This window comes from Pseudocitrobacter sp. 73, assembly GCF_008369545.1.
GTDB classification, from domain to species: domain Bacteria; phylum Pseudomonadota; class Gammaproteobacteria; order Enterobacterales; family Enterobacteriaceae; genus Pseudocitrobacter; species Pseudocitrobacter vendiensis.
Window position 1 is genome coordinate 345,913 of the sequence record NZ_VTZO01000009.1, and the last position, 24,119, is coordinate 370,031.

Annotated in this window: 22 protein-coding genes; 11 read left to right on the plus strand and 11 right to left on the minus strand. The window is 48.2% G+C overall.

What is annotated here, in order from left to right; genetic code table 11:
- The first annotated feature begins 711 nt into the window (after window positions 1–711).
- A complete protein-coding gene (locus F0Q32_RS11150) occupies window positions 712–1,209 on the plus strand; it encodes a hypothetical protein (protein WP_046624240.1) in 498 nt (165 codons plus the stop codon).
- 238 nt (window positions 1,210–1,447) lie between these two features.
- Here the strand turns inward: F0Q32_RS11150 and F0Q32_RS11155 are convergent, their stop codons facing one another.
- Window positions 1,448–2,062 (minus strand): XRE family transcriptional regulator, encoded by a 615-nt coding sequence (locus F0Q32_RS11155; protein WP_052746233.1) that lies wholly within the window; start codon window positions 2,060–2,062, stop codon window positions 1,448–1,450.
- Between the two features lie 102 nt (window positions 2,063–2,164).
- Between F0Q32_RS11155 and F0Q32_RS11160 the strand changes: the two genes are divergently transcribed.
- The 3 genes from F0Q32_RS11160 to F0Q32_RS11170 are packed head-to-tail and all read left to right on the plus strand — an operon-like array spanning window position 2,165 to window position 3,386.
- The gene (locus F0Q32_RS11160; RefSeq protein WP_046624238.1) at window positions 2,165–2,437 is read left to right on the plus strand and encodes a helix-turn-helix transcriptional regulator; all 273 of its coding nucleotides are present in this window, start codon (window positions 2,165–2,167) and stop codon (window positions 2,435–2,437) included.
- Window positions 2,438–2,446: 9 nt separating this feature from the next.
- Entirely contained in the window at window positions 2,447–3,004 is a 558-nt protein-coding gene (locus F0Q32_RS11165) for a hypothetical protein (RefSeq protein ID WP_149463120.1), read from the plus strand.
- 25 nt (window positions 3,005–3,029) lie between these two features.
- Complete coding sequence (locus F0Q32_RS11170) at window positions 3,030–3,386, plus strand: hypothetical protein (protein ID WP_149463121.1); 357 nt, start codon at window positions 3,030–3,032, stop codon at window positions 3,384–3,386.
- Between the two features lie 38 nt (window positions 3,387–3,424).
- Here the strand turns inward: F0Q32_RS11170 and F0Q32_RS11175 are convergent, their stop codons facing one another.
- From F0Q32_RS11175 to F0Q32_RS11190, 4 genes are all read right to left on the minus strand, one after another.
- Window positions 3,425–4,354: a retron St85 family RNA-directed DNA polymerase gene (locus F0Q32_RS11175; RefSeq protein ID WP_255475262.1), complete on the minus strand. Its 930-nt coding sequence runs from the start codon at window positions 4,352–4,354 to the stop codon at window positions 3,425–3,427.
- Between the two features lie 308 nt (window positions 4,355–4,662).
- Entirely contained in the window at window positions 4,663–5,541 is an 879-nt protein-coding gene (locus F0Q32_RS11180; RefSeq protein WP_046624277.1) for a retron St85 family effector protein, read from the minus strand.
- A gap of 455 nt (window positions 5,542–5,996) precedes the next feature.
- Window positions 5,997–6,866, minus strand: a complete 870-nt coding sequence (locus tag F0Q32_RS11185) for a hypothetical protein (RefSeq protein WP_054176454.1) — start codon at window positions 6,864–6,866, stop codon at window positions 5,997–5,999.
- Complete coding sequence (locus F0Q32_RS11190) at window positions 6,863–7,666, minus strand: hypothetical protein (protein WP_149463122.1); 804 nt, start codon at window positions 7,664–7,666, stop codon at window positions 6,863–6,865. Before F0Q32_RS11190 ends, F0Q32_RS11185 begins: the two co-directional genes overlap by 4 nt.
- Window positions 7,667–8,059: 393 nt before the next feature.
- Here F0Q32_RS11190 and F0Q32_RS11195 point away from each other — a divergent pair, with 393 nt between their 5' ends.
- Entirely contained in the window at window positions 8,060–8,680 is a 621-nt protein-coding gene (locus F0Q32_RS11195; protein ID WP_032664618.1) for a recombinase family protein, read from the plus strand.
- 199 nt (window positions 8,681–8,879) lie between these two features.
- Here the strand turns inward: F0Q32_RS11195 and F0Q32_RS26790 are convergent, their stop codons facing one another.
- Together F0Q32_RS26790 and nadC are read right to left on the minus strand one after the other, a co-directional pair.
- The gene (locus F0Q32_RS26790) at window positions 8,880–8,945 is read right to left on the minus strand and encodes a prepilin-type N-terminal cleavage/methylation domain-containing protein (protein ID WP_149463215.1); all 66 of its coding nucleotides are present in this window, start codon (window positions 8,943–8,945) and stop codon (window positions 8,880–8,882) included.
- 201 nt (window positions 8,946–9,146) lie between these two features.
- Window positions 9,147–10,040: a carboxylating nicotinate-nucleotide diphosphorylase gene (gene nadC, locus F0Q32_RS11205; protein ID WP_149463123.1), complete on the minus strand. Its 894-nt coding sequence runs from the start codon at window positions 10,038–10,040 to the stop codon at window positions 9,147–9,149.
- An 87-nt stretch (window positions 10,041–10,127) separates the two neighbouring features.
- On the opposite strand from nadC, the gene ampD reads away from it, so the two are divergent.
- Window positions 10,128–10,691 (plus strand): 1,6-anhydro-N-acetylmuramyl-L-alanine amidase AmpD, encoded by a 564-nt coding sequence (ampD, locus tag F0Q32_RS11210; RefSeq protein WP_149463124.1) that lies wholly within the window; start codon window positions 10,128–10,130, stop codon window positions 10,689–10,691.
- Window positions 10,688–11,542, plus strand: a complete 855-nt coding sequence (ampE, locus tag F0Q32_RS11215) for a beta-lactamase regulator AmpE (RefSeq protein WP_149463125.1) — start codon at window positions 10,688–10,690, stop codon at window positions 11,540–11,542. The genes ampD and ampE overlap by 4 nt, the downstream gene beginning before the upstream one ends.
- A 125-nt stretch (window positions 11,543–11,667) precedes the next feature.
- On the opposite strand, the gene F0Q32_RS11220 is transcribed toward ampE, so the two are convergent.
- The 3 genes from F0Q32_RS11220 to aroP form a co-directional block, all read right to left on the minus strand.
- A complete protein-coding gene (locus F0Q32_RS11220) occupies window positions 11,668–12,618 on the minus strand; it encodes a family 43 glycosylhydrolase (protein ID WP_149463126.1) in 951 nt (316 codons plus the stop codon).
- On the minus strand, window positions 12,618–14,024 hold the full coding sequence (locus tag F0Q32_RS11225) for a glycoside-pentoside-hexuronide (GPH):cation symporter (protein ID WP_149463127.1): 1,407 nt from the start codon (window positions 14,022–14,024) through the stop codon (window positions 12,618–12,620). Before F0Q32_RS11225 ends, F0Q32_RS11220 begins: the two co-directional genes overlap by 1 nt.
- 163 nt (window positions 14,025–14,187) lie before the next feature.
- On the minus strand, window positions 14,188–15,564 hold the full coding sequence (gene aroP / locus F0Q32_RS11230) for an aromatic amino acid transporter AroP (RefSeq protein WP_149463128.1): 1,377 nt from the start codon (window positions 15,562–15,564) through the stop codon (window positions 14,188–14,190).
- Window positions 15,565–16,090: 526 nt separating this feature from the next.
- Between aroP and pdhR the strand changes: the two genes are divergently transcribed.
- From pdhR to lpdA, 4 genes are all read left to right on the plus strand, one after another.
- Window positions 16,091–16,855, plus strand: a complete 765-nt coding sequence (gene pdhR, locus F0Q32_RS11235) for a pyruvate dehydrogenase complex transcriptional repressor PdhR (protein WP_015965898.1) — start codon at window positions 16,091–16,093, stop codon at window positions 16,853–16,855.
- Between the two features lie 155 nt (window positions 16,856–17,010).
- The gene (gene aceE, locus F0Q32_RS11240; protein WP_149463129.1) at window positions 17,011–19,674 is read left to right on the plus strand and encodes a pyruvate dehydrogenase (acetyl-transferring), homodimeric type; all 2,664 of its coding nucleotides are present in this window, start codon (window positions 17,011–17,013) and stop codon (window positions 19,672–19,674) included.
- Window positions 19,675–19,688: 14 nt separating this feature from the next.
- Complete coding sequence (gene aceF, locus F0Q32_RS11245; protein ID WP_149463130.1) at window positions 19,689–21,575, plus strand: pyruvate dehydrogenase complex dihydrolipoyllysine-residue acetyltransferase; 1,887 nt, start codon at window positions 19,689–19,691, stop codon at window positions 21,573–21,575.
- A 202-nt stretch (window positions 21,576–21,777) separates the two neighbouring features.
- A complete protein-coding gene (gene lpdA, locus F0Q32_RS11250; protein WP_149463131.1) occupies window positions 21,778–23,202 on the plus strand; it encodes a dihydrolipoyl dehydrogenase in 1,425 nt (474 codons plus the stop codon).
- A 124-nt stretch (window positions 23,203–23,326) separates the two neighbouring features.
- Here the strand turns inward: lpdA and F0Q32_RS11255 are convergent, their stop codons facing one another.
- Window positions 23,327–24,118, minus strand: a complete 792-nt coding sequence (locus F0Q32_RS11255; RefSeq protein WP_149463132.1) for a DUF2950 family protein — start codon at window positions 24,116–24,118, stop codon at window positions 23,327–23,329.
- Window position 24,119: the final 1 nt, after the last annotated feature.

A 24,119-nucleotide genomic window follows, 5' to 3' on the forward strand; every position in this document is an offset into this window, starting at 1 on the left:
CGTACCAATTTCCCGAGCGTTAATCCGATACCAAATACTAAGGAACGCAGGAGTTACGGCAATGCGGCACAATAAAAAAGTACAATAAACAGATAAGTACTTTCTAGATAGACATATAGGTTCGCACCTGAGTAATTTGTTAAGGGAGTTTCTTTAAAACAATGCGATGGATTTTATATAGTATAGAACCATCCAAAATTTAAAGAAACAAGTATTGGTTTGATTGTATAGACTCAGTACTAAGTCGTGTTATGTTTAAAGCACGGACCGTTGCATATGAACTGCGATATGGGAGAATACAGAGCAACCCGCTTCCGTACTCATAGCTTTAGATGGTATTGATCCGTCTAAAATTTGAGTAAATCGCAATACAATATTTCGATGACTATCATCGTCAGAATAAATCAAGTACACAATTCGTGTACTTTTTTATTGTTTTCATCCCCCGAGTGGGGGGATGAAATTTCTCAACAAATCTCGTCAGGAACGATCGTGTTAAACGAAGCAAAGCGAATAAGTATGTTGAAGTACAAGCGGCGATAGCAAGCGAAGTACTTTAACATACTTTAGAGAGTGCTAACGAAGTTAGTACTTGATATTCTTTAATGAAATATGATCAATGTTTCTGCTATGAACTTCTTGTTGTTTTTTTATGAATGAAGTAATCTCATGATAGGTTTGTATATGACTGATAATTGATAGGGGAGTGTAATGAGCAAAAATACTGATGTTGTGCATGATCTTGCAAATACTGACTACAAGAAGTTGATTGAAAGGACTGCTGGGAAGAACTTCAAGTTAACTGATTGTAAAGCTGAGTTTGATAAACTTTTTAAAGAAAATCCTCATGAATTCATTGATCAGTTGAATCGTGTATCAAGAAATCTTTCTCTTGTTGCTCACGAGTACAAGAAGGAGCTTGATGCAAGTAAAGTTGATGATATCAAGCAACAGATTTTGCATTTAGATGAATCAGTAAAGGCTGCACTGCTTGCTTCTTTAGGTATTAAAAATGGCAAGGCAAAGTCCGGTACTGTAAGAAGTACTAATCAAAGAGAAATCATTAATGTTACCGTTGATGGGAAAATGTACGAGATCAAAAAAACAGGTAACATCAGTGCTGAACTTAAAGAACTGATTAAATCTCAAGGTTTTGACTACAAAGGCGAAGAACGCATGAAGTTCTTTGATAAGTTCGAATCGAGGTAAGATCACTTGCCCCTGATTACTTAGGGTTAAATTATATCCCTCGAACTAAAAGTATTGTCAGTACTCGCCTAATGGGAACCACGCAAAGCAGCGTCCTGATTCCGATTCATAAAATTGCATAGGATGCTGCTAGCGGCGATTGAACCAAGAAGTAGTGCCAACCCATGCCATTGATAGAAAATCGCCTCAGAATTGCATTGAGAACGTATAAAGGGCTTCGTAGGCACAGACTCACAGACTACAAATGATTCAATACTATCAGTACTTCCCCCAGCACATCAAAGGAGGATAGTGAATCCTGATTGACGATCATTGCACTGTATTTGGTGTTATCACTGCTTAAATTGTATCCATCAGGGACTACCTGCACCCGCTTATACAGGTAGCTTCCTTCTTTGTGGAGTACTACCACTTTACCGTCTTTTAACTGCTTATGTTGTTGATCAATAAGTAAAATACTGTCAACTAAGAATGTAGGTTCCATTACATCTGTACTGACCCGTAATGCAGCAAGAGACTTGGCCTTTTCCTGTAAATCAGGGAAAACACCTGAATCCAGTAAAAGGAAATCATCTCTATCAATAAAAGGAATTTTCAACAGTTCTTCGGCTTGGTCTGTGTTTGCCGATTTTGAAAACTCTTTTCCAGTAGCCAGCCATTCAACCGACACGCCACCAGCTTTAGCGAGAAGCACAAGATTCTCAAGCGTAGGGCTTGATACAGCTTGTAGATAATTGTGGACAGTACTATACCCTATGCCTGCTTTTTTGGCGAAATCTCGCCCTGAACCAGAAGGTACTATCGATTTTAACCTTTCGCTGAACTGTTCAACGCTTTCTTTTTTGCCAGCCATGCACAACCCACCACATTAAAAGGAACTTTGTTCCTCATTTTTATTTGACTAATTCCTTTTAATGATCAATCATGTTCTTAATGTTAGTAATGAGTGGTCATTATGAGTATTCACAACAAGTTAGAATCTCAGATAAAGGAGCAAAATGCTAGTACTGAGAACTGGCATAGGGCCGATATCTTGGCAGCTATCAAGAAGCGAGGAGGAACGTTGGCACAGCTATCCAGAGATAGCGGTTTACATGAAAGAACACTTTACAACGTACTTGAGCGACATTGGCCGAAAGGTGAGCGAATTATTGCCGATTTTATCGGTGTACCCGTTAGTACGATCTGGCCTGAACGCTATGAGAAACTTAACGTAAATGAAATCTGAGGAGAATGTATGTCTGGATTGATCGTTTTCATTATCTGCACAGCAATTTCGGTACTTTGTTATAAGAAAGTTTCAAATCGTAGTAGAAATAGAGGCCATGGAAAGATCAGAGCGTTGATTACATCCTTATCAATGAGTTTCATTGCTTTTATGGTATCTATTGGGATTGGGGCAGGGGTTGTTTCACAAGATAAAAGTACTGATGCAAAGGCTTCAACGGCTGACAATACTGAAAAGGCCAAAACCAATGTTTATAAATGTGATAAGTTCGATGCAATAACACAAACTCGACAGGGAACTAAACGCGATTCTGGTTACTATTCAGATAAAGGTATTTTAGTTGAATATACAATCTCAGATGATAAGTTGATCAGTCGAATGCCAATTCCAGGTGATAAAGATAGTGTGTATACTGCTGAATTCAACGAAATCGCATCAGACGGTTCTCGGAAGTACGGGAATTCATCAAGTAACTATTTTGTATCAGTACTGAATGATAGCACTATAAAAGTAATTGATGTTGAATTTAACCATAATGCAACGATTACACAAATTTGTTCTAAATAATGATTTTATTCAAGGGAAAGAATAGATGAAAAGAGCATTATCAGTACTGTTAATGTTACTCCCATCAGCCACAATTGCGGCTACTATTCCTGACGGTAAAACTGAAACGCCCTTTACTGTTGGCAATGAAGTTATTTGTCTGAAAGAAATCCAAAAGCAAATCACTCCTTATCTCATATCTTTTGAAGAAGAAATCGGGGTTAAATACAAATATGTTGTTAAATCAGGTTTGTCCTACAAAGATACTGTAGGTCTACGATTACAGATTAATCGTGTAGATTCGAGACTCAATGTGCATGTCGCCGATCTGGATTATTACTGGTTAGGGGAACGGGGGAGTATGTGCCAGCCAGAGTATATGGTACTAAATCGCCTCAACTGACCGTAAGTAATGAGGCCATCAGTTTGGCCTCATTGATTTTAACTATCTGCAATGAGAGTAATTTGGTTCTGATAGAATACAGAAAGTTTTTTTCCTTTATCTTTATCGATACTTCTGACAAAAGATAATATTTCTTTTATTATTTCATGCTTGTTTGGAGTTTCTGTCCTTACAAGATCATAGATTCTTTTTCTATAGAGACAATAATTCTTTTTACTGATCGTGATCTTAGGGGTGACAGTTAAACCTGTAACTTCTCTTCGTACCTTTGGACCTAAGAACTTTTCTTTTTTGGCGTTTATAGTAAACCCTTCGTCACAAATGATATCTTTTATTAAGTAAGATGCCTTCTGTAAGATTAGTATCTTATTACCTGATATACAAAGGTCATCAGCATAACGTGTATATGTCAGAGCACGTTTTTTACAATAAGTAGATATACGGTGATCAAGTCTTAAGCAAACAAGATTCGATAAAGCAGGAGAAGTTGGTGCTCCTTGGGGCAAATACCCACTTTTGGTACAAAAAGATGTAAGTATAAAGGCTATGTTATTGTTGTATCCTATGTTCTTAAACAATGTATATACATGCGATGCTTGTACAGTGGTAAAAAAATCTTTCAGATCAAGATTCAATACATATTGATTTCCTTCATGCGGTTTAGCATTGTCAAGAATAGATTTTTTCCTAACAAAGCCTTTCGCGTAAGATGAAGGAGATAATTTATCTAAAATATATCGTAACACCCATCTTTGTATTGCTTTTAATTCTTTTAGTGGGCTTTCGATGTGACGAATACCACCAGATTTTTTTTCCATTTCAATACGGTGATAGTATCTATCATTATTGAAGCTAAACTTGGATATAACTTCTTTAGGAAGTCTGAGGGATTGTGATAAGTCGTCCACATTCTCAAGAATAGGGAGAGATAACAGTTGCTGGGTGTACTTTCCTTGATGAGTATTCATTTTATTTCATCATAGCAGAGATGTAATTTCTATCTGAAATTGTGTGCTAGTTTTTAACGACTACAGCGGGGAAGGAGGATGAACAGACATACCTGTGAAGGTATGGATGTTCATTATCCTTCCGTAAGGCGGATGTACGAGTCCCCCAAATCACGGCGGGCGGGAGTTGGGGGACTCGATCATCACGCTGTCTCTGTGATGAACTGCGGGAACGGAGAGACTCTCCATCCACTGTGGACTTAACTAGCTGACTAGTAAGCCACCTGCTTAAAAACTAGCACACCCGAGAATTTTATGATGAAACTTAATCAGTGTCTAGCATATTGTTTATTCATGATTTTTGTTCTTAGCTCAGTGAGTGATGATTTCAGATGGAAACTATTAATTATTGCATCATAACCGACTTGAGTTATGGTGAATAACCCTTCTTGCTGGTTAATCATTCCTGCTCTTATGAGTGAATGTGTTGCAGCTTTACATGCAATGTTGTCTCGATTTTCGAATTTTCTATTCATTATCAATTCCATGGTTTTGTACACGGAACGCAAATTCAAATCATCAAAAAGATAGATCAAAAGAAGAACATGTTTTGAATATAATAATATATTATCTAGTTCTTTCTTCTTTCGTCCACTTGGTAGCGTTTGTTTGATTTTTCCAAGTACTGTTTTTACATGTGCAGGATTCTTTTCATCAAAGTTTTTTGGGATGTCAAAAATTTCCCCACCATGAGTTCTGACTAGCCTTACAGGACCATGATTTATAAAACTTTTACCTGACTTGAACTCTCCCATCCTCATAACTAGCATTTTTTCTGCTAAGGCCTTATCCATAGAAAAAGCACCTAACTCTGCGAAAGAACCTGGACTTTCAGGTATAAGAACTATCAGATCAACAGAGTCTGCAAGCTGCGTTTCAAGAGATAGCAGGCTATTTTTTCCTTGGCCTTCAAGGAGATCCTCAAACAAATCTTCTGGATAGGTAAGAGTAATACCTTTCTCTTGTGAAAGAAAAGTTGAGAATTTGTATCGAAGGCTTTTTTTGTCAGATTTATCTTTCCCACATAAAAAAATTGTTTTTTGGGAATCATCAAATCCATTTGTTAAGAGTTCTCTAATTTCATCGATGGTTTGATGAATATGCAAATCTGGGAATCTGTTAATGATGCTTTGTCTGGGAAGTTTCATCTTTATTCCTAACAATGGCATTCCTCGTAAGTAACTGTATATCCTATTATAGATCGAGTACTAATGCATCATGAATTTTGTGGGTAAGTTGCTTGTTATGGAGTGAAATGCCATATCTATCAGTGTGATACGATTGTTGCTCACTATGAGTCTAGCGTTAGAATTACTACTAGTTTAGAGGAAGAAAAAGTGAGGGTTGTTCTTATCTTTTTTCAGGGAAAAGTTAAAGGGATCGTTTACTGAGATAAAAGTACAGTCAGTATTTTTCTGCACGATTTAAAATCTCGTTCGTCTGATTAGGTTCAACCTCGCCGACCAAATGCCGTGTACTCAGATCTCAGTAACGAACTTTTCACCGACCAAGCATTGATTAAAAGTCAATGATTGGAAATCTTGAATATTCTCGGCACAAAAAACCGCCAAAAGGACGGTTTTCTTGTGAACTAAGAATATTATCACGCAGCCTTCCTACGATACCAATGGATTGCTCTGTCGGATAAACTATGTGGGTCACTATCAACTTCGGTTTCTATAGCTTGTGTTTTCAAGTACCAACAAAACTTATCAATCTCTAAATCTACTTGATCGCGTTTGTCTACTTTGAGGTCATTGTTTGGAGACAATATGAAAATCGCTCCACACTTATACTCATCGTAGTTATTCAAAGCTAACGAGATGTCTCTTTGTGCATCATACAAATGACACTTGGCTAAATTTTCATCAGAATAGGCTGCTGATGCTATTGTTCCGAGCGAGGTCTTGGCTTTGTAAGGAAGATAAATTGTTTGCGATTGTTGGCCCAGTGTAATTCTTTTTAAAGGGGATGGGTCTCGCATTTCAAAATATTCTTCGTATTCAAGGTGTTGTTTGAGGTAGCCATCCATTATATTGTAAAGGCGATCTCTTGAAATTGGAGTATAAACTTTCTCTCTCTTTTTTGTCACTTTTACCGATAAAGGAACAACATTTGAAAACAGAGAAGATACTATGTCGTCTGCTGATTCACCTTGAGCATATCCATTGTTTTTAAAAGTTAAATTCTGGCATTGATTTGATAAAAATACTTCCCCTGAAAGTACTATCTCCCTAGCTACTTCACAAGCCAACTTAAGGTGAAATATCATGCCATGAGAGTATAAGCAAGAAATCCTATCAAAATACTCAAGAGTTTGTACAAATACCCCTCCAAAACTATCTTTAAAACATACACCTATATTAAGTTTTTCTCCTGTGGCAACATCAGGGCACCACTGAATTGTAAACCATTCACCTTTAACAATTGGCTGATGTGAATGCTCATTTAGGATAGAATCAAAGTTAATCACGCGACCCCCGCCAGTACGCCAAGCCTTCTGCTTAATCTTTCTTTTGAAAAAACTGCACGTTGACTCAAAAATTCCAATAAACAATCTTTTGCTTGCGGATTCAGAAGCCTGTCACACCAATAAGCAATCTCTGCTATTACGATATCCAATGCTTCAGTTTGTCCGTTAGCTCCATTTACTATATCCATTTTTTGAGGAAGGGTTGGCACGGCTCGGAGGGCAATTTCTAACTTATTGACTGGGGTGATAGTTATGGCTAAGTCTTCAGGAGACCACATGAGATCTACAGGCATATTACTGTGGTCAATAAGGGTGACTTGGTTGTGCGAATCAATGATCAAGTTCCCTAAGTTTCTATCTTGGTTTGCGACCCACTCATCAAAAGCGATCGTTTTATGTAACTTTTCCCATCCATCAAGAATCCTTCTAAGACTCTCAAATTTAATCATATCACCAATGTTGTAATAGCTAGCCGGAGAATGTCCGGTAACCTTGGAGCTAACAAAGGCAATTGGCGATACGGGCTTGTCAATTGAATCAATGACACCATCGGGCAATATCAATATGCCTGCTTTTGGGGCTACAGGAAGATCATTTGATTTGGTAAGCAGGTATCCAAGAACTTCGTTGAAGACACCAATGCTTTCTTCCCTAGTAAATATTTTTACATATGATTGCCTTTGCACTCCGTCAGGCCAATCAACAAGGCATAAAAGCGTCAAGGCCATTTGGCCTTCATTTGGTCTGCCGAGTACCGACTTGAAACTTGCTTGGCTGAGTACTTCAATCGAAGTGTGCATTCAATTTTCCATAACCCCGAAAAGATGACTGAAATTCTAGAGTGAAAATGCAAATCTAACGTACTGTTGATTTCACCAGCAAATCTAGTAGTGCATACATGAGTCTTTCCTGAGCATGATGTGAATTGCTGCGACTTCAGTCGCCATTTGTATGTTAGTTGTCTTAGCTGGTAACGCTACACTTCCGCTTTTCGCTAACCATACTCTGGTTCTAGATTTTCGGAGGCAATCAATTGCTAATGAAGGCTTATCCACCATTAACTTGGTGTCGAATAAGTATACATCAAGCAGACCAATCCAGACCACCAGCAAGGCTGGTTCATTAAATTAACTTTACAACTTAAAATGAACCATATATAATGAACCATATAAAACAGACCGATGGGGTGTGTCATGAGAGTTTGGGGTTATCTTCGAGCTTCGACGAAGGAGCAGGATGCAGGCAGAGCCTTTAATGAGTTAGAGGCATTTGCCCATTCACATGATCTGAAGGTATCAAAGTACTTCAAAGAGAATGAATCAGGTGCAAGCCTGCAACGCCCTCAGTTATTCCTGCTTTTGGAAATAGCAGAACGTGGTGACATTTTGCTTTGTGAGCAAATTGACCGAATCAGCCGCCTTACTGGTGAGGATTGGAAAACCCTTCGAGGGCTTATTGAGTCTAAGGGGATCAGAGTCGTGTCGTTGGATTTACCCACAAGCCACCAGCTTTTAAATGTTCAGGACGAATTCACCGCCCGTATGTTTGAAGCAATGAATTCAATGATGCTGGATATGTTGGCGGCAATCAGCCGCAAGGACTACGAAGATCGCCGCAGACGGCAAATGCAGGGTATTGAAAAGGCCAAAAATGAGAAAAAGTATCGAGGCCGCCCGGTAGATGAGAGTCTACACAATAAAGTACAAGAATTACTGTCTGACGGAAAAAGCTGGAACAAAATTCAGGCGTTAATCGGTTGCTCTAGAGCTACCATTGCGAAAGTGGCGAAAAATACACCTCTGACAAAAGGTTAGTAGCTAACAATCGGCTGAGAGTGTCAGTACTGGCAGCATTGAGAACTGATATAGCGGCAAGGGGCAAAGGAAGAGGGTTCACAGGGCTTTGTTTCCTGAATCCTTTCGATATCTTGATACTACTTTATGAAGGGGCTTTATAGCCTCTTTTTTATTTCATTATAATCAACATGTTAAATATTGTTTCTGCGTTTAATTATTACAGTAATTTACTGTTGATAATCACCATCAACTCGATAAGGGTAAATCCTTTTTGTTTTTCCATAATGCACTCCTGGTTGAGATGGCGGGAGTGTGTCAGGGGCGTAAAGCGGGCGCGAGAGGCAAAAAGGGATTCAGGAAAGCGCGTTCCAGAGAGTTTTTCTGCGTTACAGAAGACAACATTGAAAATGGAAGCGGGTACGGAAAATTGCCGGATGGTATGGGCTGATTCGGCCTGCAGAAAGTGCAGGCCGGATTGCGGGAATTAGCGGAAACGCATGGAGAGATCTAACGCACGCACGTGTTTGGTCAGCGCGCCGACGGAGATGTAATCCACGCCGGTTTCGGCAAATTCGCGAATAGTGTCAAAGGTCACATTACCGGAGACTTCCAGCCGTGCCTGGCCTTTGGTGATGGCGACGGCTTTGCGCATCAGGTCAGTGTCAAAGTTATCAAGCATGATGATGTCGGCCCCGGCTTTTAGCGCGTCTTCCAGCTCTTCCAGATTTTCCACTTCTACTTCCACCGGCACATCCGGATGCAGCCAGAAGGCTTTTTCCACCGCCTGGCGCACGGAGCCGGAGGCGATGATGTGGTTTTCTTTAATCAGGAACGCATCGGAAAGACCGAGACGGTGATTCGCACCGCCGCCGCACAGCACGGCATATTTCAGGGCGGTACGCAGGCCGGGAAGCGTTTTGCGGGTATCGAGCAACTGCGTTTTGGTGCCTTCCAGCAGGTCAACATAGCGACGAACCTCACTTGCCACGCCTGAGAGGGTTTGCACAAAATTCAGTGCGGTACGTTCGCCGGTCAGCAGAACGCGGGAAGGCCCATCGATTTCAAACAGCGGCTGGTCGGCTTTCAGCAGGTCGCCATCTTCCACGTGCCAGGTTAGCTTAACATCGTCGCCCGCCAGTTGAATAAAGACCTCTTCAACCCAGCGTTTACCACAGAACACGCCGTCTTCGCGGGTGATAACCACCGCATGGGAACGGGTTTCAGCGGGTAAAAGTTGTGCGGTAATGTCGTTATCAGCATTCACTTCTCCGCCCAGATCTTCACGGAGTGCCTGTGCCACGGCGTTGGGAATGTCGAGATTGATACGTTCCAGAAGCGCGTCACGTCGGTGGTCTGGGTTGTAGCGGCGAGGCGGCATGATAAAACTCCAAATTGGTAACGATTCGAAAGGTTTAAACATGCTACTCTGAACCGAGAATCAGCACCACACATAAGGAGATCCAGCATGTTGTTAGATGAGGGATGGCTGGTGGGCGCGCGTCATGTACCGTCGCCACACTTTGACTGCCGCCCGGACGATGAAACCCCGTCATTGCTGGTTGTTCATAATATCAGTTTACCCCCAGGCGAATTTGGCGGCCCATGGATAGATGCGCTGTTTACCGGCACGCTCGATCCGAACGCCCATCCTTTTTTCGCTGAGATTTCTCATCTGCGCGTTTCTGCCCATTGTCTGATTCGCCGCGATGGGGAAATTGTGCAGTATGTTCCTTTCGATAAGCGTGCCTGGCACGCGGGCGTCTCTGAATATCAGGGCCGCGAGCGCTGCAATGATTTTTCGATTGGCATTGAGCTGGAAGGCACCGATACGCTGGCCTACACCGATGCACAGTATCAGCAACTGGCGGCACTAACCCGATTGTTGATAACGATTTATCCGGCTATCGCCGATAATATGACTGGACACTGTGATATCGCGCCCGTGCGCAAAACCGATCCGGGCCCGGCGTTTGACTGGTCTCGCTTTCGCGCACTGGTCACCCCTTCGTCAGATAAGGAGATGACATGACGCTGTTTACCACGTTGCTGGTGCTGATTGCCGAGCGTTTGTTTAAGCTGGGCGAGCACTGGCAACTCGACCACCGTCTGGAAGTACTCTTCCGACGTATCAAACGCTTTTCCTTTGCAGCCACACTGCTGATGACGGCAGTGTCTATGGGAGTGGTATTTTTGATTCAGCGCGCGCTCGACGGGCTGCTGTTTAACGTGCCGCTGCTGGTGTTCTGGATTTTACTCGGCTTGCTGTGTATTGGGGCAGGGCGCGTGCGGCTGCACTATCACGCTTACCTGAAGGCGGCATCGCTTAATGATAGCCACGCGCGTGATGCGATGGCCTGCGAGCTGACGATGATTCACGGCGTGCCATCGGGATGCGATGAGCGCGAGTTTCTGCGCGAGCTGCAAAATGCGCTGCTGTGGATTAACTACCGTTTTTATCTCGCGCCGCTGTTCTGGTTTGTGGTCGGCGGCCCGTGGGGGCCGGTGATGCTGATGGGGTATTCTTTCCTGCGCGCGTGGCAGTCCTGGCTGGCGCGTTATCAGACGCCGCATCACCGTTTACAGTCTGGCATTGATGCCATTTTGCATATTGTGGACTGGCTTCCGGTGCGGCTGGTGGGTGTGGTTTACGCGCTGCTTGGCCATGGTGAGAAAGCGCTACCTGCGTGGTTTGCTTCGCTGGGCGATCGCCATACGTCGCAGTATCAGGTGCTGACGCAACTGGCGCAGTACTCACTGGCGCGCGAGCCGCACGTTGACCGTGTTGAGACACCAAAAGCGGCGGTATCAATGGCGAAGAAAACCTCGTTTGTGGTGGTGGTGATTATGGCGCTGCTGACCATTTATGGGACGCTGGTGTAAGCGTTTTGCCGGATGGTGCGGGTATTGCCGGATGCGCTGACGCTTATCCGGCCTACGGGGCTCGGGTGTGGCCTGATTGGCGTGTCTTGTAGGCCCGGTAAGCGCTAGCGCCACCGGGCACCGGCTCAAATCGTATCCGCTGGCGGCACGCCGAAATCCGGCATGCCATCTTCCTGCCAGCGCACCAGTTTCAACCGCGTATGGCGATTCGGGTCGTATAACGGGTCGCCTTCAATTTCCGTGTAATTCCTCGCGTGATACACCAGCACATCTTCCCCTTCCGGCGTTTGGGTAAAGCTGTTGTGCCCCGGCCCGTACTGGCGGTTTTCATCGCTGGTGGTGAACACCGGTTGCGATGATTTATGCCAGTTTCCCGGCTTTGTCATGTCGGCATTCAGATCAATCCACAGCAGGCCCATGCAGTAATTTTCATCGGTGGCGCTGGCGGAGTAGCTGATAAAGAGTTTATCGCCATGCACCAGTACCGCAGGCCCTTCATTGACCAGAAAGCCCCGGCACTCCCAGTCAAACTCTGGTTTGCTGAGCATCACCGGCTCGCCTTTTAGCGTCCACGGATTTTCCAGTTCCGCCAGATAGATATTGGAGTTCCCGGCAATATCTGGCGATTTTTGCGCCCACAGATACCACTGTTTTCCCTGATGATAAAACGTCGTGGCATCCAGACAGAAAGTATCGAACGGCGTTTTCACCTGGCCACGTTCAGTCCATTCTCCGCTGAGTGGATCCGCATCGTCGCAGGTCAGTGCATACATCCGGTGCTGGAACATACCGAGAGAGTCCAGCGCCTGCGTTGATGCGGCGGCGAAGTAAATCACCCATTGACCGTTTATGTGATGCAGTTCTGGCGCCCAGATAAGTTCGCACATCGGTCCGCTTGCGGGTTTACGCCAGACCACAACCGCATCCGCGCTGGGCAGCCCTTCAAGCGTGCTGGCGCGGCGGATCTCCAGCCGGTCATATTCCGGCACAGAGGCGATAAAGTAGTACTCTCCCTGATGATGCAAAATGAAGGGATCGGCGCGCTGTTCAATAAAGGGATTGGGCCAGTTTTTCATTATGCTTTCCTTACGTCTCCGGATGTTTTCAACTCATGATATTCGTTCAGTTCACGATAGTTCGTACGACGCTTTTCTAAATCGGACTGGATCTGCTTCATCAGTTCACGGTCCACCTTCAGCATCCGCACGATCCCGGCGGTAAGCAGATACCCGACGCCTGGAATGACAGTAAACAGCAGCATGATACCGTTGAGGGTGGTTTCGCTTTGCTGCTTCGCGCCCGCATCGTAGCCATACCAGGAGAGCAGGAAGCCCACCATTGCGCCTGCAATCGCCAGCCCGACCTTGAGGAAGAAGAGGTTGCCGGAGAAGCTAATCCCGGTGATACGTTTGCCGGTTTTCCACTCGCCGTAGTCATCGACGTCCGCCATCAGCGACCAGTGCAGCGGGGAGGGGATTTGATGCAGGATGTTGAGCAGGAAGTAGAGCACGACAATCATGACCGTCGCGCGCGGGTCGAAGAAATAGAAGGCGATAGAGATAATCGCCAGCGCGATGTTCGTCCAGAAGAAGACCTTGAGTTTACACCAGCGGTCGGTGAGGACCTTTGCCAGCATGCTGCCGAACATCATACCGACGACGCCGAGGCTGATAAACAGTGTGGCAAAATGCGTGCTCTGGCCCATCACCCAGGTGACGTAATACATGGTCGCCGCCATGCGGATAAAGCCCGGGCAGACGTTACACAGTGTGAGCAGCAGGATGCGCACCCACTGGTCATTTTTCCATACATCTTTCAGGTCTTGCTTCAGTTCATCGTTGGTTTGCACGGCGGGTTTAACGCGCTCACGTACGCTTGCGAAGCAGAACAGGAACATACACATACCGATAAACGCCAGCACGGTCATCGCCATTTGGTAGCCTTTGGCTTTATCGCCACCGCCAAACCAGTCGACCATGGGTAACAGGCTCAATGAGAGCAGCAAGGTGGCGATACCTACCAGAACGAAGCGATAAGATTGACAGGCGACGCGCTCTTTGGGGTCATTGGTGATGACGCTACCCAGGGAGCAATAGGGAATGTTGATGGCGGTGTAGGTAATCGACAGCAGGAAATAGGTGACAAACGCATAGATAACTTTGCTGCTGTAGGTCCAGTCCGGGGTGGTAAACATCAGTACGCTGAATAGCGCGTAAGGGAACGCTATCCACAGCAACCATGGACGAAATCGCCCATACTTACTGCGGGTACGGTCGGCCAGCGCGCCCATGATGGGATCGGTGACAGCGTCAATCACGCGAACCGAAAGCAGCAGCACGCCGACCAACGCCGGGGCGAGGCCAAAAATATCGGTATAAAAGTAGTTAACGAACAGCATGATAGCGCCGAAGATGATGTTGCATCCGGCGTCTCCCATGCCATAACCAATTTTCTCTCTGACTGATAACTTATTGTTATTCATTGCCGAAACTCCCTCTGACGGTATGGAGAGAATTATTGGCTGGCGGCCCGCGAAATGCGTTGCAGTATAACGGTGAGGATATGGACTAATTAGCTGAGCAGAGGAAAGTGTGAAGCGGGTAACAGAGTCGGCCCCTTCCAGAGGGAAGGGGCCAGAGGAGAGATTAATGCGCCTTCACAGCCGTTTTCGCACCCTTCTGTTTAAGCATGTAGCCAACACCCAGAATGCAGATCCACACCGGGATCAGATACACGGAGATCGCCATCCCCGGTGTCATCAGCATAATAACCAGCACCGCCGCCATAAACAGCAGGCAGACCCAGTTACCGAGCGGGTAGAGCAGCGCCGGGAAGCGCGGCGTAACGCCCTGTTGCTGTTTCGCTTTGCGGAATTTCATGTGCGCAAGGCTAATCATCGCCCAGTTGATCACCAGCGCAGAAACCACCAGCGCCATCAGCAGGCCGAACGCGGATTCTGGGGCCAGGTAGTTGATCAGCACGCACAGCGCGGTCACCACAGCGGAAACCAGAATCGTGTTGACCGGTACGCCACGTTTATCGACGGAGAGCAGCGCTTTGGGCGCATTTCCCTGCTGGGCCAGGCCGAACAACATGCGGCTGTTACAGTAGACGCAACTATTATAAACGGAGAGCGCTGCGGTCAGTACCACCACGTTCAGCGCGTTAGCCACCAGCGTATCGCCCAGTTCGTGGAAGATCAGAACAAACGGGCTGACATCAGCGGTGACGCGCGTCCACGGCAGCAGAGAAAGCAGAACGGCCAGCGAACCCACATAGAAAATCAGAATACGGTAAATCACCTGGTTGGTTGCTTTCGGAATGCTCTGCTCCGGGTTGTCGGCTTCTGCGGCGGTGATCCCCACAAGCTCTAGCCCGCCGAAAGAGAACATGATGATAGCCATCATCATCACCAGTCCTTGCATGCCGTGTGGCAGGAAGCCGCCCTGTTCCCACAGGTTGCGAACTGTCGCCTGCGGGCCGGCGTTACCACTGAACAGCAGCCAGCCGCCGAACAGGATCATGCCCACAACCGCGACCACTTTAATGATGGCGAACCAGAACTCCATTTCCCCAAACACTTTTACGTTGGTGAGGTTAATGGCGTTAATCAGAATAAAGAAGGCCGCTGCGGAAGCCCAGGTCGGAATTTCCGGGTACCAGAACTGGATGTATTTGCCGACAGCGGTGAGTTCCGCCATGGCAACCAGCACGTACAGCACCCAATAGTTCCAGCCTGATGCGAAGCCGGCGAAGCTGCCCCAGTATTTATAGGCGAAGTGGCTGAATGACCCGGCTACCGGCTCTTCCACGACCATTTCACCGAGCTGGCGCATGATCAGGAAGGCAATAAAGCCTGCAATGGCATAACCCAGAATAATGCCCGGACCGGCTGACTGGATAACGGAGGCACTGCCGAGAAACAGGCCGGTACCGATAGCTCCACCCAGCGCAATCAGCTGGATGTGGCGGTTTTTGAGGCCGCGCTTCAGCTGGTCGCTGTGCTGTTGACCTTCCATCATGAAACCTCGTGTGTGGTTGTTATTTGTACGTTTGTAATCAGGGGATTCCGTTCCCTGTATTTATATGTTTACGAAAGAGGGCGAATAAAAATGAGAGGAACTCTTTCGTCCTGGGAAGAATAGTGGTAAGCGCGCAGAAATGCACCTGCTTTATGAATGGTTGATGACGGATCGAATAAAAAGAAACCAGTTGTAAGTGTAGCAGTCAGCCCCAGAAGTGGGTAAGCATGTACATTTTGCCAGCAATAAATGCATAACTATTCATTAACTGGCAAAGTGAAACGCTTCAGTTTGCGTAATTTTCGTATATTTTTCGTTAATTGTACTTCTAACGTGGTAAAGACATTTTTTGTGCAAGGTTACAATTCTGAAACATCATTTCTGTAATGTTGTTAAAAAGTGCGTGGTTTACTGATTTCAATCAAAACCTGTATGGACAGAAGGTGAATACTTTGTTACTTTAGCGCTACGAACTTGAAATTGGTAAGACCAATTGACTCCGGGCTAATGGCAGGTACAGGGAACTATGGCCTACAGCAAAATCCGCCAACCAAAACTTTCTGATGTGATTGAGCAGCAGTTGGAGTTTTTGATTCTTGAGGGGACATTACGCCCCGGCGAAAAACTTCCACCTGAACGCGAACTGGCAAAACAGTTCGACGTATCCCGTCCCTCGCTGCGTGAGGCGATTCAACGTCTCGAAGCGAAAGGGTTACTGCTTCGTCGCCAGGGCGGCGGGACTTTTGTCCAAAGCAGCTTGTGGCAGAGCTTCAGCGATCCGCTGGTAGAACTTCTGTCCGACCACCCTGAATCCCAGTTTGATCTGCTTGAAACCCGTCACGCGCTTGAAGGTATCGCGGCGTATTACGCGGCACTGCGCAGCACTGATGAAGACCGCGAACGTATTCGCGAGCTGCATCAGGCCATCGAACGGGCTCAACAATCGGGCGACCTCGACGCAGAGTCGAGCGCCGTCGTCCAGTATCAAATCGCCGTGACCGAAGCCGCCCACAATGTGGTGTTGCTCCATTTGCTAAGGTGTATGGAGCCGATGTTGGCACAAAACGTTCGGCAGAACTTCGAGTTGCTGTATGCCCGTCGGGAGATGCTCCCGCAGGTGAGCAACCATCGCACCCGGATTTTCGAGGCGATTGTCGCCGGTGAACCGGAGCAGGCGCGTGAAGCGTCGCACCGTCACCTGGCCTTTATTGAAGAAATTTTGCTGGACAGGAGCCGTGAACAGAGCCGTCGTGAACGCTCGTTACGTCGCCTGCAACAGCGCAAGGATTGAGTTTTTTCTGGCAGCGGTTTTACCAGAAAGATGAGAAAAGCGCCTTAAGGCGCACGGCAACTAAACACAGAACCTGTCTTATTGTGTTTTCCCGTGAAAGCACAATGGGACAGGTTCCAGATAAATCAACGTACTAGATAGATAAGGAAAACCCCATGTCAGAACGTTTCCCAAATGACGTGGATCCGATCGAAACTCGCGACTGGTTACAGGCGATCGAATCGGTTATCCGTGAAGAAGGTGTTGAGCGCGCTCAGTATCTGATCGACCAGGTGCTGTCTGAAGCCCGTAAAGGCGGCGTTCAGGTAGCGGCTGGTGCAGGTGCTAGCGGTTATGTAAACACTATTGCCGTTGAAGACGAACCGGAATACCCGGGCGATCTGGATCTGGAACGTCGTATTCGCTCTGCTATCCGCTGGAACGCGATCATGACCGTTCTGCGTGCATCCAAGAAAGATCTGGAACTGGGCGGCCATATGGCATCCTTCCAGTCTTCCGCAACCTTCTACGAAGTGTGTTTCAACCACTTCTTCCGTGCTCGCAACGAGCAGGATGGCGGCGATCTGGTTTACTTCCAGGGCCACATCTCTCCGGGCGTTTACGCACGTGCATTCCTTGAAGGCCGTCTGACCGAAGAACAGATGAACAACTTCCGTCAGGAAGTTCACGGTAAAGGTCTTTCTTCTTACCCGCACCCGAAACTGATGCCGGAATTCTGGCAGTTCCCGACCGTATCAATGGGTCTGGGCCCAATCGGTGCTATCTACCAGGCTAAATTCCTGAAATATCTGGAACACCGTGGCCTGAAAGATACTTCTAAACAGACCGTTTACGCGTTCCTCGGCGACGGCGAGATGGACGAACCAGAATCCAAAGGTGCGATCACCATCGCCACCCGTGAAAAACTGGATAACCTGGTCTTCGTTATCAACTGTAACCTGCAGCGTCTTGATGGTCCGGTCACCGGTAACGGCAAGATCATTAACGAACTGGAAGGCATCTTCGGTGGTGCTGGCTGGAACGTTATCAAGGTTATCTGGGGGAGTCGTTGGGATGAGCTGCTGCGTAAAGACACCAGCGGTAAACTGATCCAACTGATGGAAGAAACCGTCGACGGCGATTACCAGACCTTCAAATCCAAAGATGGCGCTTACGTCCGTGAGCACTTCTTCGGTAAATATCCGGAAACCGCAGCCCTGGTTGCAGACTGGACTGATGAGCAGATCTGGGCACTGAACCGTGGTGGTCACGATCCGAAGAAAGTTTACGCTGCACTGAAAAAAGCGCAGGAAACCAAAGGCAAAGCGACTGTTATCCTGGCCCATACCATTAAAGGTTACGGCATGGGTGATACCGCTGAAGGTAAAAACATCGCTCACCAGGTTAAGAAAATGAACATGGACGGCGTGCGCTATATCCGCGACCGCTTCAATGTTCCTGTAACCGACGAGCAGGTGGAAAACCTCTCTTACCTGACCTTCCCGGAAGGTTCTCCGGAGCATACTTATCTGCACGCTCAGCGTCAGAAACTGCACGGTTATCTGCCGAGCCGCCAGACCCACTTCACTGAGAAGCTGGAAATGCCGACCCTGGAAGATTTCGCACCGCTGCTGGAAGAGCAGAATAAAGAGATCTCTACGACTATCGCTTTCGTTCGTGCCCTGAACGTGATGCTGAAGAACAAGTCAATCAAAGATCGTCTGGTTCCAATCATCGCCGATGAAGCGCGTACTTTCGGTATGGAAGGTCTGTTCCGTCAGATTGGTATCTACAGCCCGAACGGTCAGCAGTACACCCCGCAGGACCGTGAGCAGGTTGCTTACTACAAAGAAGACGAGAAAGGTCAGATTCTGCAGGAAGGCATCAACGAACTGGGTGCCGGCGCATCCTGGCTGGCTGCTGCGACCTCTTACAGCACCAACAATCTGCCGATGATCCCGTTCTACATCTACTACTCCATGTTCGGGTTCCAGCGTATCGGCGACCTGTGCTGGCAGGCAGGCGACCAGCAGGCACGTGGGTTCCTGATTGGTGGTACTTCTGGTCGTACGACCCTGAACGGCGAAGGTCTGCAGCACGAAGATGGTCACAGCCATATTCAGTCTCTGACTATCCCGAACTGTATCTCTTACGATCCGTCTTACGCGTACGAAGTTGCGGTCATCATGCATGATGGTCTGGAGCGTATGTACGGTGAGAAACAAGAGAACGTTTACTACTACATCACCACCCTGAACGAAAACTACCACATGCCGGCCATGCCGGAAGGTGCTGAGGAAGGTATCCGTAAAGGTATCTACAAACTCGAAACCATTGAAGGTAGCAAAGGTAAAGTTCAGCTGCTGGGCTCCGGCTCTATCCTGCGTCACGTCCGTGAAGCAGCACAGATCCTGGCGAAAGATTACGGCGTAGGTTCTGACGTTTATAGCGTAACGTCCTTCACTGAACTGGCGCGTGATGGTCAGGATTGTGAGCGCTGGAACATGCTGCACCCGATGGAAACCCCGCGCGTTCCGTACATCGCTCAGGTGATGAACGACGCTCCGGCAGTGGCTTCCACCGACTATATGAAACTGTTCGCCGAGCAGGTCCGTACTTATGTACCGGCTGATGACTACCGCGTACTGGGTACTGATGGCTTCGGTCGTTCCGACAGCCGTGAAAACCTGCGTCACCACTTCGAAGTTGATGCTTCCTACGTGGTTGTAGCGGCGCTGGGCGAACTGGCTAAACGTGGCGAAATCGATAAGAAAGTGGTTGCTGACGCAATTACCAAATTCAACATCGATGCAGAAAAAGTTAACCCGCGTCTGGCGTAAGAGGTAAAAGAATAATGGCTATCGAAATCAATGTACCGGATATCGGGTCTGATGAAGTTGAAATCACCGAGATCCTGGTCAAAGTTGGCGACAAAGTTGAAGCTGAACAGTCGCTGATCACCGTAGAAGGCGACAAAGCCTCTATGGAAGTTCCGTCTCCGCAGGCTGGCGTCGTAAAAGAGATTAAAGTCTCTGTCGGCGACAAAACCGAGACCGGCAAACTGATCATGATTTTCGATTCCGCCGACGGTGCAGCTGATGCTGCACCTGCCAAGGCAGAAGAGAAGAAAGAAGCGGCTCCGGCAGCAGCACCTGCTGCGGCAGCGGCGAAAGACGTTCACGTACCGGACATCGGCGGCGACGAAGTTGAAGTCACTGAGATCATGGTGAAAGTGGGCGACACCATCGCGGCTGAACAGTCTCTGATCACCGTAGAAGGCGACAAAGCCTCTATGGAAGTTCCGGCTCCGTTTGCGGGCGTGGTTAAAGAGATCAAAATCAACACCGGCGACAAAGTGTCTACCGGTTCTCTGATCATGGTCTTCGAAGTGGCGGGTGCTGCACCTGCTGCGGCTCCGGCAAAAGCGGAAGCTGCTCCGGCGGCGGCTGCTCCGGCAGCATCTGGCGCGAAAGACGTTAACGTTCCAGATATCGGCGGCGACGAAGTTGAAGTTACCGAAGTGATGGTGAAGGTTGGCGATAAAATCGAAGCCGAACAGTCTCTGATCACCGTAGAAGGCGACAAAGCCTCTATGGAAGTGCCGGCTCCGTTCGCGGGTACGGTAAAAGAGATCAAAATCAGCACCGGCGATAAAGTGAAAACCGGCTCCCTGATTATGGTCTTCGAAGTGGAAGGCGCTGCGCCTGCTGCGGCTCCGGCTGCTGCACCGGCTCAGGCAGCTGCCGCTCCGGCACCTGCGGCAGCTCCGGCTCCGGCCGCGAAAGCCGAAGGCAAGTCTGACTTCGCAGAAAATGACGCTTACGTCCACGCAACGCCGGTGATTCGTCGCCTGGCGCGCGAATTCGGCGTGAACCTGGCGAAAGTGAAAGGGACGGGTCGTAAAGGCCGTATCCTGCGCGAAGACGTTCAGGCTTACGTGAAAGACGCAGTGAAACGCGCTGAGTCTGCACCGGCTGCTGCCACTGGCGGCGGTATCCCGGGCATGCTGCCATGGCCGAAAGTGGACTTCAGCAAGTTTGGTGAAATCGAAGAAGTGGAACTGGGCCGCATCCAGAAAATCTCGGGCGCTAACCTGAGCCGTAACTGGGTGATGATTCCGCACGTTACGCACTTCGACAAAACCGATATCACCGATCTGGAAGCGTTCCGTAAGCAGCAGAATGCCGAAGCTGAGAAGCGCAAACTGGATGTGAAATTCACCCCGGTTGTGTTCATCATGAAAGCGGTTGCCGCGGCTCTGGAACAGATGCCTCGCTTCAACAGCTCTCTGTCCGAAGATGGCCAGAAACTGACGCTGAAGAAATACATCAACATTGGTGTGGCGGTAGATACCCCGAACGGCCTGGTGGTTCCGGTCTTTAAGGACGTGAACAAGAAGAGCATCACCGAGCTGTCTCGCGAACTGACCACCATCTCCAAAAAAGCGCGTGATGGTAAGCTGACGGCTGGCGAAATGCAGGGCGGTTGCTTCACTATCTCCAGCATCGGCGGCCTGGGTACGACCCACTTCGCACCGATTGTTAACGCGCCGGAAGTGGCTATCCTCGGTGTCTCCAAATCGGCGATGGAGCCGGTATGGAACGGGAAAGAGTTTGTACCGCGTCTGATGATGCCTATCTCTCTCTCCTTCGACCACCGCGTGATCGACGGTGCTGATGGTGCACGCTTTATCACCATCATCAACAACACACTGTCTGACATTCGTCGCCTGGTGATGTAATCGAAAAAGCCGGCCTGACGGCCGGCTTTTTTCTGATAATCTCTTCGTAGTTTTGGGGTTATTAGCAACAAAGGACAAAATCGTTTGCCGTTTGTTGTTTCAAAATTGTTAACAATTTTGTAATATAAACGCGGATAGAACGTCCCGGTGGATATGGGCGACAAGAGTACCCAGGACCGCCGGAAATAATTAAGAGGTCATGATGAGTACTGAAATTAAAACTCAGGTCGTGGTACTTGGGGCGGGCCCGGCAGGCTACTCTGCTGCTTTCCGTTGCGCGGATTTAGGTCTGGAGACCGTCATCGTAGAACGTTACAGCACCCTTGGTGGTGTTTGTCTGAACGTCGGCTGTATCCCTTCTAAAGCACTGCTGCACGTAGCAAAAGTTATCGAAGAAGCCAAAGCACTGGCTGACCACGGTATCGTCTTCGGCGAGCCGAAAACCGATATCGACAAGATTCGTACCTGGAAAGAAAAAGTTATCACCCAACTGACCGGCGGTCTGGCCGGTATGGCCAAAGGCCGTAAAGTGAAAGTGGTTAACGGTCTGGGTAAATTTACCGGGGCTAACACCCTGGAAGTTGAAGGCGAAAACGGCAAAACCGTGATTAACTTCGACAATGCGATCATCGCGGCGGGTTCCCGTCCGATCGAACTGCCGTTTATTCCTCATGAAGATCCGCGCGTGTGGGATTCCACCGATGCGCTGGAACTGAAAGAAGTACCGAAACGTCTGCTGGTTATGGGCGGCGGTATCATCGGTCTGGAAATGGGTACCGTATACCATGCGCTGGGTTCACAGATTGACGTGGTTGAAATGTTCGACCAGGTTATCCCGGCTGCCGACAAAGACGTGGTGAAAGTCTTCACCAAACGCATCAGCAAGAAATTCAATCTGATGCTGGAAACCAAAGTGACTGCCGTTGAAGCGAAAGAAGACGGTATCTACGTTTCCATGGAAGGCAAAAAAGCGCCTTCTGAAGCACAGCGTTACGATGCCGTGCTGGTGGCTATCGGCCGTGTACCGAACGGTAAAAACCTCGACGCAGGCAAAGCAGGCGTGGAAGTGGACGACCGTGGCTTCATCCGCGTTGACAAACAGCTGCGCACTAACGTGCCGCACATCTTCGCTATCGGCGATATCGTCGGTCAGCCGATGCTGGCACACAAAGGTGTTCACGAAGGTCACGTTGCCGCTGAAGTTATCGCCGGCAAGAAACACTACTTCGACCCGAAAGTTATCCCATCCATTGCCTACACTGAACCAGAAGTGGCATGGGTTGGCCTGACTGAGAAAGAAGCGAAAGAGAAAGGCATCAGCTACGAAACCGCCACCTTCCCGTGGGCTGCTTCTGGCCGTGCGATCGCTTCTGACTGCGCAGACGGTATGACCAAACTGATTTTCGACAAAGAATCTCACCGTGTTATCGGTGGTGCGATTGTCGGTACCAACGGCGGCGAGCTGCTGGGCGAAATCGGTCTGGCAATCGAAATGGGTTGTGACGCGGAAGACATCGCGCTGACCATCCATGCTCACCCGACGCTGCACGAATCTGTTGGCCTGGCCGCAGAAGTGTACGAAGGTAGCATCACCGACCTGCCAAACCCGAAAGCGAAGAAGAAATAAGTTTCTGCGCGACGATGCCTGATGGCGCTTCGCTTATCAGGCCTACGATTGGGTAGACCTGATAAGGCGTCAACTGCCATCCGGCAAATAAAAAGCGGCTAACCAGCCGCTTTTTTTACGCCTGTTACTCCTCCGGTTGCCACGGCGCTACCGCATCGAAGCGGGTTATTGCCGCGACTTTCTCCGCCGTTTCCTCTCCGAAGTCTGCCTGATAGACCCGATCATCCTGGCTGACCATAAAGCTCATCACGCCTGTTTCACCATACTCCACAGGCCAGGCTATCAGGGCAAAGCCGTCGGATTGGTTACTGGCGATAATGCGAAAACGGTAGCCGTGATAACCTTCACCCGGCGTCACCGGGCTGAACGCTGGCCCCAATGGGCTTGGCGCTTCGCCGGGCTGTATAGGCCAGTAAAGCCCATCCTGTTGGCCTTCGCTGCTGATAAGCTTGCTGGCGTAACGCTGTTTTCTCAGGTGGTAATCTTCCTGCGCATCAACGTAGGCGTGCATCGCCCCAATAGCCGAAAGTTCGTTGCGCCCGATGGTGCGGGTAATGATCTCATCCTGCGCCGCCTGCATATCAAAATGCCAGCCCGCCTCGGTTTTGACGATAGGCAAAGGGAGTTGCCAGCTATCTGAACCGACATTGATATGGGCAGTATCGCCTTGTTGATCGATACGGTGGCTGATTTTCCAGTCTCGTTCAAAGCGGGCGACCGCTTCCGGGTCAGCGCCTTCTGGGGGAAGAAATTGCCGCCAGTCATCGCCCAGCAGGGCGTTAAGCTGCGGTTCATTGCGGGTGATCACCGCGTCGGCAAAAGCTGTTGCGGCGTCGAGTGGGTTAGCAAACTGCTGCTGGGCAAAACTCACCAGGGGAAGCGAGAACAGCAGCGTGCTGAGAAGGATCTTTTTCATG

Bases quoted from the DNA above. Each gene is read 5' to 3' on its own strand.
- F0Q32_RS11150 (WP_046624240.1), top strand. From the start codon at position 712: ATGAGCAAAAATACTGATGTTGTGCATGATCTTGCAAATACTGACTAC.
- F0Q32_RS11155 (WP_052746233.1), bottom strand. From the start codon at position 2,062: ATGGCTGGCAAAAAAGAAAGCGTTGAACAGTTCAGCGAAAGGTTAAAA.
- F0Q32_RS11160 (WP_046624238.1), top strand. From the start codon at position 2,165: ATGAGTATTCACAACAAGTTAGAATCTCAGATAAAGGAGCAAAATGCT.
- F0Q32_RS11165 (WP_149463120.1), top strand. From the start codon at position 2,447: ATGTCTGGATTGATCGTTTTCATTATCTGCACAGCAATTTCGGTACTT.
- F0Q32_RS11170 (WP_149463121.1), top strand. From the start codon at position 3,030: ATGAAAAGAGCATTATCAGTACTGTTAATGTTACTCCCATCAGCCACA.
- F0Q32_RS11175 (WP_255475262.1), bottom strand. From the start codon at position 4,354: ATGAATACTCATCAAGGAAAGTACACCCAGCAACTGTTATCTCTCCCT.
- F0Q32_RS11180 (WP_046624277.1), bottom strand. From the start codon at position 5,541: ATGAAACTTCCCAGACAAAGCATCATTAACAGATTCCCAGATTTGCAT.
- F0Q32_RS11190 (WP_149463122.1), bottom strand. From the start codon at position 7,666: ATGCACACTTCGATTGAAGTACTCAGCCAAGCAAGTTTCAAGTCGGTA.
- F0Q32_RS11195 (WP_032664618.1), top strand. From the start codon at position 8,060: ATGAGAGTTTGGGGTTATCTTCGAGCTTCGACGAAGGAGCAGGATGCA.
- nadC (WP_149463123.1), bottom strand. From the start codon at position 10,040: ATGCCGCCTCGCCGCTACAACCCAGACCACCGACGTGACGCGCTTCTG.
- ampD (WP_149463124.1), top strand. From the start codon at position 10,128: ATGTTGTTAGATGAGGGATGGCTGGTGGGCGCGCGTCATGTACCGTCG.
- ampE (WP_149463125.1), top strand. From the start codon at position 10,688: ATGACGCTGTTTACCACGTTGCTGGTGCTGATTGCCGAGCGTTTGTTT.
- F0Q32_RS11220 (WP_149463126.1), bottom strand. From the start codon at position 12,618: ATGAAAAACTGGCCCAATCCCTTTATTGAACAGCGCGCCGATCCCTTC.
- F0Q32_RS11225 (WP_149463127.1), bottom strand. From the start codon at position 14,024: ATGAATAACAATAAGTTATCAGTCAGAGAGAAAATTGGTTATGGCATG.
- aroP (WP_149463128.1), bottom strand. From the start codon at position 15,564: ATGATGGAAGGTCAACAGCACAGCGACCAGCTGAAGCGCGGCCTCAAA.
- pdhR (WP_015965898.1), top strand. From the start codon at position 16,091: ATGGCCTACAGCAAAATCCGCCAACCAAAACTTTCTGATGTGATTGAG.
- aceE (WP_149463129.1), top strand. From the start codon at position 17,011: ATGTCAGAACGTTTCCCAAATGACGTGGATCCGATCGAAACTCGCGAC.
- aceF (WP_149463130.1), top strand. From the start codon at position 19,689: ATGGCTATCGAAATCAATGTACCGGATATCGGGTCTGATGAAGTTGAA.
- lpdA (WP_149463131.1), top strand. From the start codon at position 21,778: ATGAGTACTGAAATTAAAACTCAGGTCGTGGTACTTGGGGCGGGCCCG.
- F0Q32_RS11255 (WP_149463132.1), bottom strand. From the start codon at position 24,118: ATGAAAAAGATCCTTCTCAGCACGCTGCTGTTCTCGCTTCCCCTGGTG.